Consider the following 14,223-nt stretch of genomic DNA (forward strand, 5'->3'; position numbering starts at 1 on the left):
CGGCGGACGCCGTCGGTCCGGTTCTCTACGATGGCGCGCATGACTACAGGGGAGTCGGGCAGACGGCTCATCGACGACCGCTTCGAACTGCTGCAACGCCTCGGCGGCGGCGGGATGGGCCTGGTCTGGCGGGCGCGCGACAACGCCCTGCACCGCGAGGTCGCGCTCAAGGAGGTCCGCCCGCCGGACCCCGGGACGGCGGCCACCGATCCGGCCGAGGTGCGCGAGACCCGGGCCCGGGTGCTGCGCGAGGCGCGGGCGCTGGCCCGGCTCCAGCACCCGAACGTGGTGATCATCCACCACATCGTCGACACCGACGAGCACCCGCACCCCTGGCTCGTCATGGAACTGGTCACCGGCGGCAGCCTCGCCGACCGGCTGGAGCAGGGGCCGCTGACGGTCCTGGAGGCGGCCGGGCTCGGGCGGGGCGTGCTCGGCGCCCTGCGCGCGGCGCACGCCGTCGGCATCCAGCACCGGGACGTCAAGCCCGGCAACGTGCTGCTGCGGCCGGACGGCACCCCGGTGCTCACCGACTTCGGCATCGCCGCGATGTCCGGCGCCACCACGGTGACCAGCACCGGCATGCTGATCGGCTCGCCCGAGTTCATGGCGCCCGAGCGGATCCGCGGCGAGGAGGGCAACCCCGCCTCCGACCTGTGGTCGCTGGGCATGATGCTCTACGTCGCGGTCGAGGGCCACCACCCGCTGCGCCGGGCGAGCGCGATCGCCACCCTCGCCGCGGTGCTCGACGAACCGCTGCCGCCCCCGGCGCGGGCCGGGGCGCTCGGCCCGCTGCTGGCGGCGATGCTGGCCAGGAACCCGGCCGCGCGGCCGGACGCGGCGCAGCTCGACGACGCGCTCGCGCGGCTGGTGCACGAGGCGGAGCGGGGCGCGCGGCCGGGCGGGCCGACCGTGCTGCTCACGCCGCCGGGCGCGGCGGACTCGGCGAGCGCGCCGGGCACGCCGGTCGCGGACCGGGTGCCGGCTGCGGCGCAGCGGGCGGCGGGTGGGCGACGCGGTGGCCTGATAGCGCTGGCTGTCGCCCTGGTGGCCGTCGCCGGGGTGCTCGGATGGACGCTGCGGCCCGGCACCCAGGCGGACGGCCACCGCGCGGGCGGTGCACGGACGACCGCCGGCGCGCCGTCCGGCCTGCCGGCCGCGAGTCCGCCGGTGACCGACTCGCCCGTGCCGAGCGACTCGCCCGTGCCGAGCCCGCCGGCAGCCGGCCCGTCGGCGAGCGCCACACCCGCCTCGGCCCCGGTCGGCGTGCCGAAGGGGTTCGCCCCGGCCGACGTGCGCGCCACGATCGCGGCGATGAGCCCGACCATGGGCGGCACCAAGGTCTTTCGCCTGACCATCTATCCGGACTACGCGAACGCCGACGTCCCGGTCGCCGCGAACCCGCAGCTGTACGACCAGGTCGAGTACCGCGATGGCAGGCCCACCCGCTCGCCGGGCGGCACCGAGCCCCCGGTCGTCAAGCCGGTGGACCTCCAGGGCTTCGACTGGGACAAGCTGCCCGCGCTGTTCCAGCAGGCCCAGGCGACCCTGAAGGTCCCGGCGCCGAACGAGCCCTACCTGACCGTCAGCGCCGACATCATCACCGGCGCCCCGACGCTCGACCTCTACCTGACCAACACCTACGGCGGCGGATACCTGGAGATCAGCCCGACCGGGAACGTGCTCAGGACCTACCCGCTGGGCGGCTGACGGCCCGTCGGTCGTCAGGCCGTCACTGGGCGCGGAAGCTGCCCGCCCCCGTGACGTGCGTGCCGTAGCCGGACGGGAGGATGCCGATGCCGCTGATCGGCAGGGTGGCGGGGACGGTGCAGAACGGGTCGCCGAAGACCTGGATGTCGCTGCTGGTCTCGTTGTTCAGCACATGGGCCAGCCTGGGCAGTTGCTGGCACCCCTGCGGGTTCGGGTAGACGGTCAGCGGCTGGAGCTCGGTCGAGAAGACCACGACATTGCCGCTGGCGGACTGGGCGGGCGCGGCCGCCACCCCGATGAGGGTGGCGGCGGCGATGAGCACGGTGAGGGCGGTACGACGCATGGGGAAACGATCACACAGTGACACCGTGCGCATACAACCTGGCATCGCGCATATCAGCCGTATGGCCTAGGCGACTTGAGAGCCCGCGGCGGCGTCAGAGCGGCCGGGAGCCCTCCAGGGCCACCCGGCCGCCGACCTCGATCGTGTCGTCACCGTGCGGCCGGGTCAGGATCTGCGAGCCGACGCCCTGGCGGATGTCGAGCGCGCGGCCGAGTTCCGAGGTGAGCACGAGCGCGGCGGCGCCGGTCGCCTCGTCCTCGGCGATGCTGTCGCCGCGGCGCGGGAAGGCGCGCGCCCGGACCAGGCCCGCGGTCTCGTCCTGCCAGGCCCAGGCGTAGAGCCAGCCGGTGCCCTCGGGCGGGGTGGGCAGCGCGTCGACCTCCGCCACCGAGTCGTAGCGCCGGGTGTTGCGCCCGGCGGCCCACTCGGCGCGGCCGCGGATCCAGCTGAACTCCGCGTCCTGGCGCACCGGGACGTCCCCGGCCGGCGGGCGCAGCACGTCCGGCGCGAGGCCCTCGCGTCGCAGCAGCCAGCCCGTCCCGACCAGCGGGTGCCCGGCGAAGGGCAGCCGCACGCTCGGCGTGTAGATGTCGACCCGCCCCTGCGCCGGGTCGTCGACGAAGACCGTCTCGCTGAAGCCGAGTTCGGCCGCGAGCGCCTGCCGCGCCGGCTCGCCCGGCACCGCGCCGCCGTCCAGCACGACGCCCAGCGCATTGCCCGCGCCGCCGTCGGCGCCGCAGAAGACCCGGAGGATGTGGAGTTCTGTCATAGGAAGATCCAATCATCCCCTGCCCGACATCGTTCGCAGGTGTCGGCGACTGGGTACCGTGAAAGGAGGTACCGGCTCCATTCGAGGAGCGTGTCGATGAGCGACACCAAGGCCGTTTCCCCCGAGACCGATCAGCAGCCCGTCAGCCGGCGGACCATCTACGTCGCCATGACCGGGCTGATGCTCGGGATGCTGATGGCGATGCTCGACAACCTGATCGTCAGCACCGCGCTGCCCACCATCGTCGGCGACCTGGGCGGCCTGGCCCGGCTCTCCTGGGTGGTCACCGCCTATGCGCTGGGCGCCGCCGTCACCACTCCGTTCTGGGGCAAGCTGGGCGACCTCCACGGTCGCAAGAGCATGTTCATGGTCGCCATCGTGGTCTTCCTGGGCGGCTCGGCGCTGGCCGGACTCTCGCGGAACATGGACCAGTTGATCGGATTCCGCGCGCTCCAGGGGCTGGGCGCCGGCGGCCTGATGGTCGGCGCGATGGCCACCCTCGGCGACCTGGTGCCGCCGCGCCAACGCGGTCGCTACATGGGCATGATCGGCGCGATGATGCCCATCGCCTTCGTCGGCGGCCCGCTGCTCGGCGGCTTCCTGACCCAGAGCCTCAGCTGGCGCTGGTGCTTCTACGTGAACCTGCCGCTGGGCGTGCTGGCGCTGCTGGTCACCGGGCTCGGTATGCGGCTGCCGCGGCGCCGCAGCACGGCCCGGCTCGACTACCTGGGCGGGGCGCTGCTGACCGTCGGCGTGGTGGCGATCACCCTGGTGGCGAGCTGGGGCGGCGGTCAGTACGCCTGGGGCTCGGCGCCGATCCTCGCCCTGACCGCACTCGCGGTGCTGGCGCTGGCGTCCTTCGTGGTCTCGCAGCACCGGGTCGCCGAGCCGATCCTGCCGCCGCGGATGTTCCGGGACCGCAACTTCACCGTCGCCCAGGTGCTCAGCTTCCTGGTCGGTGCGGCGATGTTCGGCGCGGTCAACTTCCTTCCGCAGTACATGCAGTACGTCCAGGGCGCGTCGCCCACCGCGAGCGGTCTGCTGTTGCTGCCGCTGATGTTCGGCATGCTCGCGGTGATGCTGACGACAGCTCAGATCACCACCAGGACGGGCAGGTACCGGGCGTTCGTGATCACCGGCGGCGCGGTGCTCACCGTGGGCATGCTGGTCCTGCTGCTGCTCCGGGTGGACACCAGTGTGCTGGTCGGCTCGTTGCTCACGGTGGTGGTGGGGATCGGGCTCGGCTTCCTGATGCAGAACACCATGCTGATCACCCAGAACAGCGTGGCGCTGCGGGACATGGGAGCGGCCAGCGGCTCGGTGACGCTGTTCCGCACCATCGGCGGTTCGCTGGGGATCGCGCTGCTCGGCTCGCTCTACACCCGCGGGCTGGACCACCAGCTCACCGGGCGGCTCGGGGCGCAGGGGCACGCGCTGATCTCGGCGCACATCCCGCCGGCCGCGCTCAAGGGACTGCCGGGGCCGGCCAGGGCGGCGTTCGAGCAGGGGGTGACGCACGGGCTGTACGGGGTGTTCGTCGGCGGCGCACTGCTGTCGGGTGCGGTCTTCCTGCTCGCCTGGCTGATCCGTGAGGTGCCGCTGCGCGGGGCGGCGGAGCCCGCGCACGACACGCCCCAGGGGCCGTAGGGCCGGGAGGCTCAGGCCGCGACGGCCCGCAGGCCCTGGCCGGCCTCGGCGTAGCGGCGCAGCAGCAGGTGGGCCACCTCCGGTGCGGCGCCGAGCACCGGGGCCAGCACGTCGGCCCCGGCCTCCTCGGCGGCGGTCGCGATCCGGTCCGGCAGCAGCCCCGGTGCCAGCAGGTAGGGCGCGACGGCCGTGCGGCGCAGGCCCTGGGCGCGCAGCGCGGCCAGCGCGTCCGGCACCCGGGGGCCGCCGGCCGAGGCGTAGGCGACGGTGACCGCGCCCCAGCCGCGCTCGCGCTGCCAGCGGGCGGCCAGCGCCCGGGTGGTGGCGTCGGCGGCCGGGTCCGAGGAGCCGGCCGCGGCCAGCACCACACCGGTGCGGGCGCGGGCGGCGGCCGAGGCGAGGTCCAGGCCGGCTTCGGCCAGCCGGCGCTCCAGCGCGGCCAGCAGCAACGGATCGGGGCCGAGCACCGCGGCCACCGGGCAGCCCGCCCGGGCGGCCCGCAGCGCGGCCGGGATGTCGTGCTTGGCGTGGAAGGCCCGGTTGAGCAGCAGCGGCACCGCCACCGCCGGTGCCCCGGCCAGCCGCTGGACGACCTGCGGCAGGCGGGGCGCGCAGTGGTCCAGGTAGGCGGTGGCGACGGACAGGCCGGGCCGCAGCAGGCGTACCCGCCGCACCAGCGCCTCGACCGTCGCGGCGTGCCGCGGGTCGCGGCTGCCGTGGGCGATCAGCAAAAGGGCTGGGGGGGAAGGCATCTGACGACCTCTCAGGAGTAGGAGATCAGCGGGCGTTCTGCAGCAGGCCGCGGGTGCGCAGCACCCGGCGCTCCAGCGGGGTGAAGATCAGCAGGTCGATCGCGACGCCGACCACCAGGATCAGGATGATCCCGAGCATCACCCCGGACATGTCCGAGGCGTCGCGCTGGTTCTCCAGGTACCGGCCCAGGCCCAGGCCCAGGTCCGGCGAGCTGGCGATCAGCTCGGCGGCCATCAGCGAGCGCCAGGAGAAGGCCCAGCCCTGCTTGAGGCCGGCCAGGTAGCCGGGCAGCGCCGCCGGCAGCAGCACGTGCCGGGCGCCGCTGAGCCCGCGGGCGCCCAGCGTGCGGCCGGCCCGCAGGAAGAGCGGCGGCACCTGGTCGATGCCCGAGATCAGGCCGTTGGCGATCGAGGGGACGGCGCCGAGCAGGATCACCGCGTACATCGCCTGGTCGTTGATGCCCAGCCAGATCACCGCGGCCGGCACCCAGGCCACCGAGGGCAGCGACTGCAGCCCGGAGAGGATCGGGCCCACGGCGGCCCGCAGGAACTTCACCTGCGCCACCGCCAGCCCGATCGGCGTGCCGATCACCACCGCCATCGCGAAGCCGGAGATGCCGCGCCAGACGCTGGTCCAGATGATCGAGAAGAGCGTGCCCTGGTACCAGAGGTCGGTCAGGCTGTGCCAGACGTCCAGTGGACTGGGCAGGTTGTAGGAGGCGGTGACGTGCAGCTCGTAGGTCAGCTGCCAGGCGCCGACCACCAACAGCGCGCCGAGCACCGGTGGCAGCAGCTTCTCGCGCAGCAGCTGGCCGAGCGAGGGGCGCTGGATCTGGACGCTGTCCAGCGCGTCCAGTCCGGCCTCGACGCCGGCCAGGTCGGCATGGGCCTGGGGCCCGGTCGCGGCCCGGGGGTCGGCCTCGGCCGGGGCCGGGATCGAGGTGGTCTCAGTGCTGGCCATGGCGGCGGATCTCCCCACGCAGGTGCTCGGTGATCTCGACGGACAGGTCCGCGACGGCGGCGGACTCGATGCGGCGCGGCTGCGGCAGGTCGATCCGCCACTCGCGGGCCACCCGGCCCGGACGCGAGGAGAGCAGCACCACCCGCTGGGCCAGGCGCACCGCCTCGCGCACGTTGTGGGTGACGAACAGGACGGTGAGCCGCCGCTCCTGCCAGATGCGGGTGATCTCCTCGTGCAGCACGTCGCGGGTGATCGCGTCCAGCGCGGCGAACGGCTCGTCCATCAGCAGCACGCTGCTGCCCTGGGCCAGCGCGCGGGCCAGGGCGACGCGCTGGCGCATGCCGCCGGACAGCTCGTGCACCCGCTTGCCGTAGGAACCGGCGAGCCGGACCAGTTCGAGCAGCCGCTCGGCCTCCGGCCGGCGCTCGGCGCGCGGCACGCCGTTGAGGCGCAGCGCGAGTTCGATGTTCTTGCCGGCGGTCAGCCAGGGGAAGAGCGCGTGCTCCTGGAACATCAGGGCCGGCCGCCCGCCGGGCACCTCGATCTGTCCCGCGGTCGGCAGGTCCAGGCCGGCGACCAGGTTGAGGAGGGTGGACTTGCCGCAGCCGGAGGCGCCGAGCAGGCAGAGGAACTCACCCGGGGCGACGTCGAGGGTGATGTCGTCCAGCACCGCGACGGCGGCGCCGGGACGACCGAAGGACTTGTGCACGCCGGCGATCCGCACGGCGGGCGTACCGTCCGCACCGGCGTCGCGGCGGGTGTCGTCCGGAGTGGTCAGTGCCTGGCTCATCTGCGGGCACCTCCTGGCATGAGTGGGGCGAGCGGAGAAGGCTGCTGGAGCCGGGTTCCGCCCCGGCCCGGCCCGGTGACTGGGCATCGACTGGGCGGGGCCGGGGACGGAGCCCGGAGTCTTGCGCGGTGCTTGGCAAGCTGCCTGACGTCGCGTCAGGAGCCGGTGCCGAGGCCCGCGTCGGAGACCGTGGGCTTTCCGGCCGCCGTGAGCACCTTGTTGAGCGGCGACAGGTCGTAGATCCCGCTGATGTCCGGCTTCTTGAGCAGGCCCGCGGTCACCGCGTGGTCCGCCTCCGCCTGCAGGGTGCCGGCCAGCGGGTCGTCCAGGAAGTCGATGCTCTTCCAGGCCGGGTCGAGGATGCCGGCGGGCAGCGAGTTGCCGCCCGCCGCCTTGATCGCGTCGTTGGCGTCCTGCTCGGCCTTGGCCGGGTTGGCCTTGATGAAGGCGTTGGTGTTCACCGAGCCGCGCAGCACGGCCTCCACCACGTCCGGGTGGGCCTTGAGGAACTTCTGCGAGACGATGATGTTGGTGATCACGAACTGCCCGTTCGGCCACAGCGACTTCTCGTCCAGCAGCACCTTCGCGCCCTTCGCCACCAGGGTGGAGGCGGTCGGCTCGGGCACCCAGGCGCCGTCGATGGAGCCGGAGGCGTAGGCGTCCGGGGTGACCTTGTTGTCCGTGCGCACTACCGAGACGTCGCCGGCGCCGGTCTGCGGGTCCTCCTTGTAGCCCTTGCCCGCCAGGTAGTTGAGCAGGGCCACGTCCTGGGTGTTGCCCAGCTGCGGGGTGGCGATCTTCTTGCCCTTGAGGTCGTCCAGGGTCTTGATCTTGTTCGGGTTGACCACCAGTTCGACGCCGCCCGAGGCCGAGCCGCCGATGATCTTCAGCGACTGGCTCTTGGACTGCACATAGCCGTTGATCGCGGGCGAGGGGCCGATCCAGCCGATGTCGATCGAGCCGGCGTTCAGCGCCTCGATCTCGGCCGGGCCCGCGTTGAAGACCTGGGTCTTGATCTGGGTGGCACCCAACTCCTTCTGGAACAGCCCCTCCTGGAGGCCGACCAGCGCGGTGCCGTGGGTCAGGTTGGCGAAGTAGCCGATCTTCACCGTGTCGGCGGAGAGCTTGGGGCCGCCCGACGCCGCCGGGGCCGGGGCCGCGTCGGTCTTGTCGGACTTGGAGCCGTAGCTGCAGGCGGTCAGCAGGCTGACGGCGGTCAGGCCGGCCAGGGCCATCGCGGCGACCCGTCTGGCGCGACCGGCGTTCGGGCGGGGGAGGCTATGGCCTGTGGCCTGCGGAGGAGTCATCGAAGCGTCCTTCGGGCTGGAACGGTCAAGGGAGGGTGGTGCGTCGGCACGCCGGGTGGGAAGCGGTGGGTGGGCTCACGCGCCGCTGTCGCCGTTTGGACCCGGTGACGGGGCCGTCGTCAGAGACCCCGTCCGCAGGCACATCGTGTGATGCCGCCCCGGCCGCTGCCACGGGCGCCGCTGCCGATGCGGCCGCCTTCCTTGTCCATGCCGGAGAACGCCTCGCCGGCCATCAGACCCACTCCTCCTCGGCCGCCGGGGCGCCCTCGGCTGTCGCGCGGGTGAAGGACTCGCCGGCCATGACGGCGGTCAGGGTGCTGCCGTCGGCCGGGTCGATCAGGAGGAACGAGCCGGTCAGCCGGTTGTCGGCGTAGGGGTCCAGGGCGAGTGGCTCGGCGGTGCGCAGGAGGACGTGGCCGATGTCGTTGACCTTCAACTCCTGGGTTTCGCCGCGCTGTTCGAGGGTGTCGATGTCGATCCGGTAGCTGATCTCCTTGACCAGCGCGCGCACGGTGCGGGTGGTGTGTTTGAGCAGTACCTTGTCGCCGGCGCGCAGCGGACGCTCGTGCAGGTGGCAGACGGTGGCCTCGACGTCCTTGGTGGGACGAGGGGTGGGGCCTGCGGTGATGAGGTCGCCGCGGGAGATGTCGAGGTCGTCGGTGAGGCGCACGGTGATCGACTGCGGGGCCCAGGCGATGTCGCGCTGCTCGCCGAGCACGTCGATGCCCGCCACGGTGGTGGTGTGGCCGGAGGGGAGGACGGTGACGGTGTCGCCGGTGCGCAGGACGCCGGAGGCCAGTTGGCCGGCGTAGCCGCGGTAGTCGTGGTGTTCCTCGGACTGGGGGCGGATGACGTACTGGACGGGGAAGCGGGCCGGGTCGGTGCTGGGGTCGGTGCCGGTCCGGACGGTTTCCAGGTGTTCGAGGAGGGTGGGGCCGCCGTACCAGTCCATGTGGGCGGAGGGTTCGACGACGTTGTCGCCGGCGAGTGCGGAGATCGGGACTGCCACGATGTCGCCGATTCCGAGGGAGGCGGCGTAGGCGGTGAATTCGGCGGCGATGGCGGCGAAGACGGGTTCGGCGTAGTCGACCAGGTCCATCTTGTTGACGGCGAGTACGACGTGGGGGACGCGTAGCAGGGCGGCGACGGCGGCGTGGCGGCGGGTCTGTTCGACGACGCCGTTGCGGGCGTCGACCAGGACGACGGCGAGTTCGGCGGTGGAGGCGCCGGTGACCATGTTGCGGGTGTACTGCACGTGGCCGGGGGTGTCGGCCAGGATGAAGCGGCGCTTGGCGGTGGCGAAGTAGCGGTAGGCGACGTCGATGGTGATGCCCTGTTCGCGTTCGGCGCGCAGGCCGTCGGTGAGCAGTGCCAGGTCCGGTGCCTGCTGGCCGCGTTTGCGGGAGGCGTGTTCGACGGCTTCCAGCTGGTCGGTGAGGACCGACTTGGAGTCGTGGAGCAGGCGGCCGACCAGGGTGGACTTGCCGTCGTCGACGGAGCCGGCGGTGGCGAAGCGCAGCAGCGAGGTGGCTGCGTTCTGCCCCGCGGGGGTGAGTTCGGTGGTGCTGGGCATGGTTAGAAGTACCCCTCGCGCTTGCGGTCTTCCATCGCGGCCTCGGAGAGCTTGTCGTCGGCCCGGGTGGCTCCGCGCTCGGTCAGGCGGCTGGCGGCGATCTCGGTGATCACCTGGTCGATGGTGGCGGCGTCGGAGTCGACGGCGCCGGTGCAGGACATGTCGCCCACGGTGCGGTAGCGGATCAGGCGGCGCTGGACCGTTTCGCCTTCCTTGGGGCCGCCCCAGTCGCCGGCGGTCAGCCACATGCCGTCGCGGGCGAAGACGTCGCGTTCGTGGGCGTAGTAGATCTCCGGCAGGTCGATCGACTCGCGCTCGATGTACTGCCAGACGTCCAGCTCGGTCCAGTTGGAGAGCGGGAAGACGCGGACGTGTTCGCCCACGGCGTGCCGGCCGTTGTAGAGCGACCAGAGTTCGGGACGCTGGCGGCGCGGGTCCCAGGCGCCGAACTCGTCGCGCAGGGAGAAGACGCGTTCCTTGGCGCGGGCCTTCTCCTCGTCGCGGCGCCCGCCGCCGAAGACGGCGTCGAACCTGCCCGTCTCGATGGCGTCCAGCAGCGGGACGGTCTGCAGCGGGTTGCGGGTGCCGTCGGGGCGCTCGCGCAGCCGGCCCTCGTCGATGAACCGCTGCACTGAGGCCACGTGCAGACGAAGGCCGTGTTCGGCCACCACGCGGTCGCGGTAGGCGATCACCTCGGGGAAGTTGTGACCGGTGTCCACGTGCAGCAGCGAGAACGGGACCGGCGCGGGAGCGAAGGCCTTCAACGCCAGGTGCAGCATGACGATCGAGTCCTTGCCGCCGGAGAACAGGATCACCGGCCGCTCGAACTCACCCGCCACCTCACGGAAGATGTGCACCGACTCCGCTTCGAGCACGTCCAGGTGGGAGAGCGCGAAGGGGTTCTTCGCGGTGTCGAGCAGACGCTGCGTCGCGGTCGTCATGCCAGGCCCCTCGTCGTCAGGAAGGTGTGCAGTTCGGCGGCCGACTCGGCGACCGTGCGGCCCTCGGTGTGCAGGCGCAACTCCGGTGCGGCCGGCACCTCGTAGGGGTCGTCCACGCCGGTCAGCCCGGTGAGGGTGCCGGCGGCCTGCTGCGCGTACAGGCCCTTGACGTCGCGCTCGGAGCAGACCTCGACCGAGGTGGCGACGTGCACCTCCAGGAAGGCGCTGCCCCGCTCGGCGTGGCGCTCGCGCACCGCGGCGCGCGAGTCGGCGTAGGGGGCGATCACCGGGGCGAGCACCTTCACGCCGTTGGCGGCCAGCTTCTCGGCCACGAAGCCGATCCGGGTGACGTTGGTGTGCCGGTCCTCGCGGGTGAACCCGAGGCCCTTGGAGAGGAACTCGCGGATCTCGTCCCCGTCGAGCACCTCCACCCGGTGCCCCTCGGTCCGCAGCCGCTCGGCCAGCGCGAAGGCCAGTGTGGTCTTGCCCGCGCTCGGCAGCCCGGTCAGCCACACCGTGGCGCCGCGGTCACAGGGGGCGGCCGCGGGGGCCGCCTCCGCGGCTTCCCCGGCGGCAGCCAAGGTGTCGGCTGTGCTCACGTTTCGCTCCAAAATTAAGTAACGAAGGGTCAAAAAAATTGCTCAGAGGTGGATGCCGCACTCGACCTTGCCGGACCCGGCCCAGCGGCCGGCCCGGGCGTCCTCGCCCTCGCCGGGCTTGCGGGTGCAGGAGAGCGGTGCGCAGCCGACCGAGGTGTAACCCTCCCAGAGCAGTGGGTTGAGCAGTACCCCGTTGGCCTGGACGTAGGCGTCCACGTCGTCCTGGGTCCAGCGGGCGATCGGCGCGATCTTCACCTTGCGGCGCTTGGCGTCCCAGGCCACCACCGGGGTGGCGGCCCGTGACGGCGACTCGTCGCGGCGCAGCCCGGTGGCCCACGCGTCGTAGCCCATCAGCCCGCGCTGCAGCGGCTCGACCTTGCGCAGCGAGCAGCACAGGTCCGGGTCCCGGTCGTGCAGGTCGGGCCCGTACTCGGCGTCCTGCTCGGCCACGCTCTGGCGCGGCGTCAGGGTGATCACGTTGAGCGGCATGGTGGCGGCCACCGCGTCCCGGGTGCCGATGGTCTCGGGGAAGTGGTAGCCGGTGTCCAGGAAGAGCACGTCGATGCCGGGCAGCGCGGTGGAGGCCAGGTGGGCCACCACCGCGTCCTCCATCGAGGAGGTGACGCAGAGCCCGCGCCCGAAGGTGTCGGCGGCCCAGCGCAGGATCTCCTGCGCCGGGGCCTCCTCCAGGTCGCGGGCGGCGGCGGTGGCCAGCGCCGCCAGGTCGCGGGCGGCGGCGGTCGTCTCAGGGTCGGTGCTCATCTGCGGGTACCCCGTTCGTAGCTGACAGCAGGCCGAGGAACTTCACTTGGAAGGCGCGGCGGCAGGACGCGCATTCCCAGGCGCCGTGACCGCCGGTCTCCGACGGACGGAGGTCCTCGTCACCGCAGTAGGGGCAGTAGAAAGGGGCTGCACGTTCGCTCACGACAGCTGCTCCTCGCCGGCCCGGGCGGTCCACTGGGCGAACCGCTCGCCCTCGTGGCGCTCGGCCTGGAAGCGGGTCAGCAGCCGTTCCACGTAGTCGGGCAGTTCCTCGGAGGTGACCTTCAGGCCGCGCACCTTGCGGCCGAAGCCGGCCTGAAGGCCGAGCGCGCCGCCGAGGTGGACCTGGTAGCCCTCCACCTGCCTGCCGTCCGCGTCGGTCACCAGCTGCCCCTTGAGACCGATGTCCGCCACCTGGATACGGGCGCAGGCGTTCGGGCAGCCGTTGATGTTGATGGTGAGCGGCTCGGCGAAGTCGGGCAGCCGCTGCTCCAGTTCGTCGATCAGGGTGCGCCCGCGCTCCTTGGTCTCGACGATGGCGAGCTTGCAGTACTCGATGCCGGTGCAGGCCATGGTGCCGCGCCGGAACGGCGAGGGGGTGACCCGCAGGTCCAGCGCCTCCAGGCCGGCCACCAGCGACTCGACCTGCTCCTCGGCGATGTCCAGCACCAGCATCTTCTGCTCGGCGGTGGTGCGCAGCCGGTCCGAGCCGTGCCCGGCGGCGAGTTCGGCGACCTTGCCGAGCAGCGCGCCGTCCACCCGGCCCACCCGCGGCGCGAAGCCGACGTAGTAGCGGCCGTCCTTCTGCCGGTGTACGCCGACGTGGTCGCGCCAGGTGCCGCTCGGCTCGGTCGGCGCGGGGCCGTCGACCAGCTGGTACTTGAGGTACTCGTCCTCCAGCACCTGGCGGAACTTGGCCACGCCCCAGTCGGCGACCAGGAACTTCAGCCGGGCGCGGTTGCGCAGCCGGCGGTAGCCGTAGTCGCGGAAGACGCCGATCACGCCGCCGTAGACGTCGGCGACCTCGTCCAGCGGGACCCAGGCGCCCAGCCGCACGCCCAGCTTGGGGTTGGTGGACAGGCCGCCGCCGACCCACAGGTCGAAGCCCGGCCCGTGCTCGGGGTGCACCACGCCGACGAAGGCGACGTCGTTGATCTCGTGTGCCACGTCCAGCAGCGGCGAGCCGGAGATCGCCGACTTGAACTTGCGCGGCAGGTTGGAGAAGTCGGGGTTGCCGATGAAGCGGCGGTTGATCTCCTCGATCGCCGGCGTGCCGTCGATGATCTCGTCCTCGGCGACGCCGGCCACCGGCGAGCCGAGGATGACGCGTGGGGTGTCGCCGCAGGCCTCGGTGGTGGACAGGCCCACCGCCTCCAGCTTCTGCCAGATCGCCGGGACGTCCTCGATCCGGATCCAGTGGAACTGGATGTTCTGCCGGTCGGTCAGGTCGGCGGTGCCGCGCGCGTACTGCTGGGAGACCTCGGAGACCGCCTTGAGCTGGGCCACCGTCAGGCGGCCGCCGTCGATCCGCACCCGCAGCATGAAGTACTCGGCGTCCAGCTCGTGCGGGTCCAGGATCGCGGTCTTGCCGCCGTCGATCCCCTCCCTGCGCTGGGTGTAGAGGCCCCACCAGCGCATCCGGCCGCGCAGGTCGGACGGGTCGATCGAGTCGAAGCCCCGGTGGGCGTAGATCGTCTCAATACGTGTCCGCACGTTGAGACCGTCGTCGTCCTTCTTGAACTGCTCGTTGGCGTTCAGCGGGGTGTAGTGCCCCATGCCCCACTGGCCCTCGCCGCGGTGGCGGGTCACCTTGCGGGCCGCGCCGGCGCGCGGCGCGACGGCGCCCGCGGGCTGGGGCTCGACCGGGTCGGGAGTGGTGGCCATAACAGACGTCCTTCGGGCAGGTGGTTCTGACGAGGCTGTGCCCGCTCAGGCCTCGGACCTGCACGCACCCACGCTGACCTGCGAGTTCGCAGCAGGAGGTGGGGGGTGGTGATCGTGGCTCTGGGCGCTCGCGCAGTCGGGGCGGCAAGAGGAGCGGCAGGGTGGCGCCGGGTGCGGTGGCGGCG

General features: G+C 72.5%; 14 protein-coding genes. 2 read left to right on the forward strand and 12 right to left on the reverse strand.

What is annotated here, in order from left to right; genetic code table 11:
• The first annotated feature begins 39 nt into the window (after positions 1-39).
• Positions 40-1,710 carry a serine/threonine-protein kinase gene (locus tag OG500_RS28495; protein ID WP_329584241.1) on the forward strand — a complete coding sequence of 557 codons (1,671 nt, stop codon included), beginning with the start codon at positions 40-42 and terminating at the stop codon, positions 1,708-1,710.
• Positions 1,711-1,732: 22 nt separating this feature from the next.
• Here the strand turns inward: OG500_RS28495 and OG500_RS28500 are convergent, their stop codons facing one another.
• Positions 1,733-2,053 (reverse strand): hypothetical protein, encoded by a 321-nt coding sequence (locus OG500_RS28500; RefSeq protein WP_327069706.1) that lies wholly within the window; start codon positions 2,051-2,053, stop codon positions 1,733-1,735.
• 94 nt (positions 2,054-2,147) lie between these two features.
• Positions 2,148-2,822 (reverse strand): PhzF family phenazine biosynthesis protein, encoded by a 675-nt coding sequence (locus OG500_RS28505; protein ID WP_329584244.1) that lies wholly within the window; start codon positions 2,820-2,822, stop codon positions 2,148-2,150.
• A gap of 96 nt (positions 2,823-2,918) precedes the next feature.
• On the opposite strand from OG500_RS28505, the gene OG500_RS28510 reads away from it, so the two are divergent.
• On the forward strand, positions 2,919-4,469 hold the full coding sequence (locus OG500_RS28510) for an MDR family MFS transporter (protein ID WP_329584247.1): 1,551 nt from the start codon (positions 2,919-2,921) through the stop codon (positions 4,467-4,469).
• Positions 4,470-4,480: 11 nt separating this feature from the next.
• Here OG500_RS28510 and OG500_RS28515 read toward each other — a convergent pair whose 3' ends face one another.
• From OG500_RS28515 to OG500_RS28560, 10 genes are all read right to left on the reverse strand, one after another.
• Positions 4,481-5,221, reverse strand: coding sequence for a sirohydrochlorin chelatase (locus OG500_RS28515; protein ID WP_329584249.1), 741 nt, complete (start codon positions 5,219-5,221; stop codon positions 4,481-4,483).
• Positions 5,222-5,246: 25 nt separating this feature from the next.
• Positions 5,247-6,182 carry an ABC transporter permease gene (locus OG500_RS28520; protein ID WP_327069710.1) on the reverse strand — a complete coding sequence of 312 codons (936 nt, stop codon included), beginning with the start codon at positions 6,180-6,182 and terminating at the stop codon, positions 5,247-5,249.
• Complete coding sequence (locus OG500_RS28525) at positions 6,169-6,972, reverse strand: ABC transporter ATP-binding protein (protein WP_327069711.1); 804 nt, start codon at positions 6,970-6,972, stop codon at positions 6,169-6,171. Before OG500_RS28525 ends, OG500_RS28520 begins: the two co-directional genes overlap by 14 nt.
• Positions 6,973-7,127: 155 nt before the next feature.
• Positions 7,128-8,207 (reverse strand): aliphatic sulfonate ABC transporter substrate-binding protein, encoded by a 1,080-nt coding sequence (locus OG500_RS28530; protein WP_329584251.1) that lies wholly within the window; start codon positions 8,205-8,207, stop codon positions 7,128-7,130.
• 304 nt (positions 8,208-8,511) lie between these two features.
• Complete coding sequence (locus OG500_RS28535; protein WP_329584254.1) at positions 8,512-9,852, reverse strand: sulfate adenylyltransferase subunit 1; 1,341 nt, start codon at positions 9,850-9,852, stop codon at positions 8,512-8,514.
• A 2-nt stretch (positions 9,853-9,854) separates the two neighbouring features.
• Positions 9,855-10,793 (reverse strand): sulfate adenylyltransferase subunit CysD, encoded by a 939-nt coding sequence (gene cysD / locus OG500_RS28540; RefSeq protein WP_327069714.1) that lies wholly within the window; start codon positions 10,791-10,793, stop codon positions 9,855-9,857.
• Positions 10,790-11,374 (reverse strand): adenylyl-sulfate kinase, encoded by a 585-nt coding sequence (gene cysC, locus OG500_RS28545; protein ID WP_329587798.1) that lies wholly within the window; start codon positions 11,372-11,374, stop codon positions 10,790-10,792. The genes cysD and cysC overlap by 4 nt, the downstream gene beginning before the upstream one ends.
• A 60-nt stretch (positions 11,375-11,434) precedes the next feature.
• Positions 11,435-12,154, reverse strand: coding sequence for a phosphoadenylyl-sulfate reductase (locus OG500_RS28550; protein WP_329584256.1), 720 nt, complete (start codon positions 12,152-12,154; stop codon positions 11,435-11,437).
• The gene (locus tag OG500_RS28555) at positions 12,138-12,317 is read right to left on the reverse strand and encodes a hypothetical protein (protein WP_329584258.1); all 180 of its coding nucleotides are present in this window, start codon (positions 12,315-12,317) and stop codon (positions 12,138-12,140) included. The genes OG500_RS28550 and OG500_RS28555 overlap by 17 nt, the downstream gene beginning before the upstream one ends.
• Entirely contained in the window at positions 12,314-14,038 is a 1,725-nt protein-coding gene (locus tag OG500_RS28560) for a nitrite/sulfite reductase (protein WP_329584260.1), read from the reverse strand. The genes OG500_RS28555 and OG500_RS28560 overlap by 4 nt, the downstream gene beginning before the upstream one ends.
• Between the last annotated feature and the right edge of the window lie 185 nt (positions 14,039-14,223).

This window comes from Kitasatospora sp. NBC_01250 (assembly GCF_036226465.1).
Lineage (GTDB): Bacteria > Actinomycetota > Actinomycetes > Streptomycetales > Streptomycetaceae > Kitasatospora.

Bases quoted from the DNA above. Each gene is read 5' to 3' on its own strand.
- OG500_RS28495 (WP_329584241.1), top strand. From the start codon at position 40: ATGACTACAGGGGAGTCGGGCAGACGGCTCATCGACGACCGCTTCGAA.
- OG500_RS28500 (WP_327069706.1), bottom strand. From the start codon at position 2,053: ATGCGTCGTACCGCCCTCACCGTGCTCATCGCCGCCGCCACCCTCATC.
- OG500_RS28505 (WP_329584244.1), bottom strand. From the start codon at position 2,822: ATGACAGAACTCCACATCCTCCGGGTCTTCTGCGGCGCCGACGGCGGC.
- OG500_RS28510 (WP_329584247.1), top strand. From the start codon at position 2,919: ATGAGCGACACCAAGGCCGTTTCCCCCGAGACCGATCAGCAGCCCGTC.
- OG500_RS28515 (WP_329584249.1), bottom strand. From the start codon at position 5,221: ATGCCTTCCCCCCCAGCCCTTTTGCTGATCGCCCACGGCAGCCGCGAC.
- OG500_RS28520 (WP_327069710.1), bottom strand. From the start codon at position 6,182: ATGGCCAGCACTGAGACCACCTCGATCCCGGCCCCGGCCGAGGCCGAC.
- OG500_RS28525 (WP_327069711.1), bottom strand. From the start codon at position 6,972: ATGAGCCAGGCACTGACCACTCCGGACGACACCCGCCGCGACGCCGGT.
- OG500_RS28530 (WP_329584251.1), bottom strand. From the start codon at position 8,207: ATGGCCCTGGCCGGCCTGACCGCCGTCAGCCTGCTGACCGCCTGCAGC.
- OG500_RS28535 (WP_329584254.1), bottom strand. From the start codon at position 9,852: ATGCCCAGCACCACCGAACTCACCCCCGCGGGGCAGAACGCAGCCACC.
- cysD (WP_327069714.1), bottom strand. From the start codon at position 10,793: ATGACGACCGCGACGCAGCGTCTGCTCGACACCGCGAAGAACCCCTTC.
- OG500_RS28550 (WP_329584256.1), bottom strand. From the start codon at position 12,154: ATGAGCACCGACCCTGAGACGACCGCCGCCGCCCGCGACCTGGCGGCG.
- OG500_RS28560 (WP_329584260.1), bottom strand. From the start codon at position 14,038: ATGGCCACCACTCCCGACCCGGTCGAGCCCCAGCCCGCGGGCGCCGTC.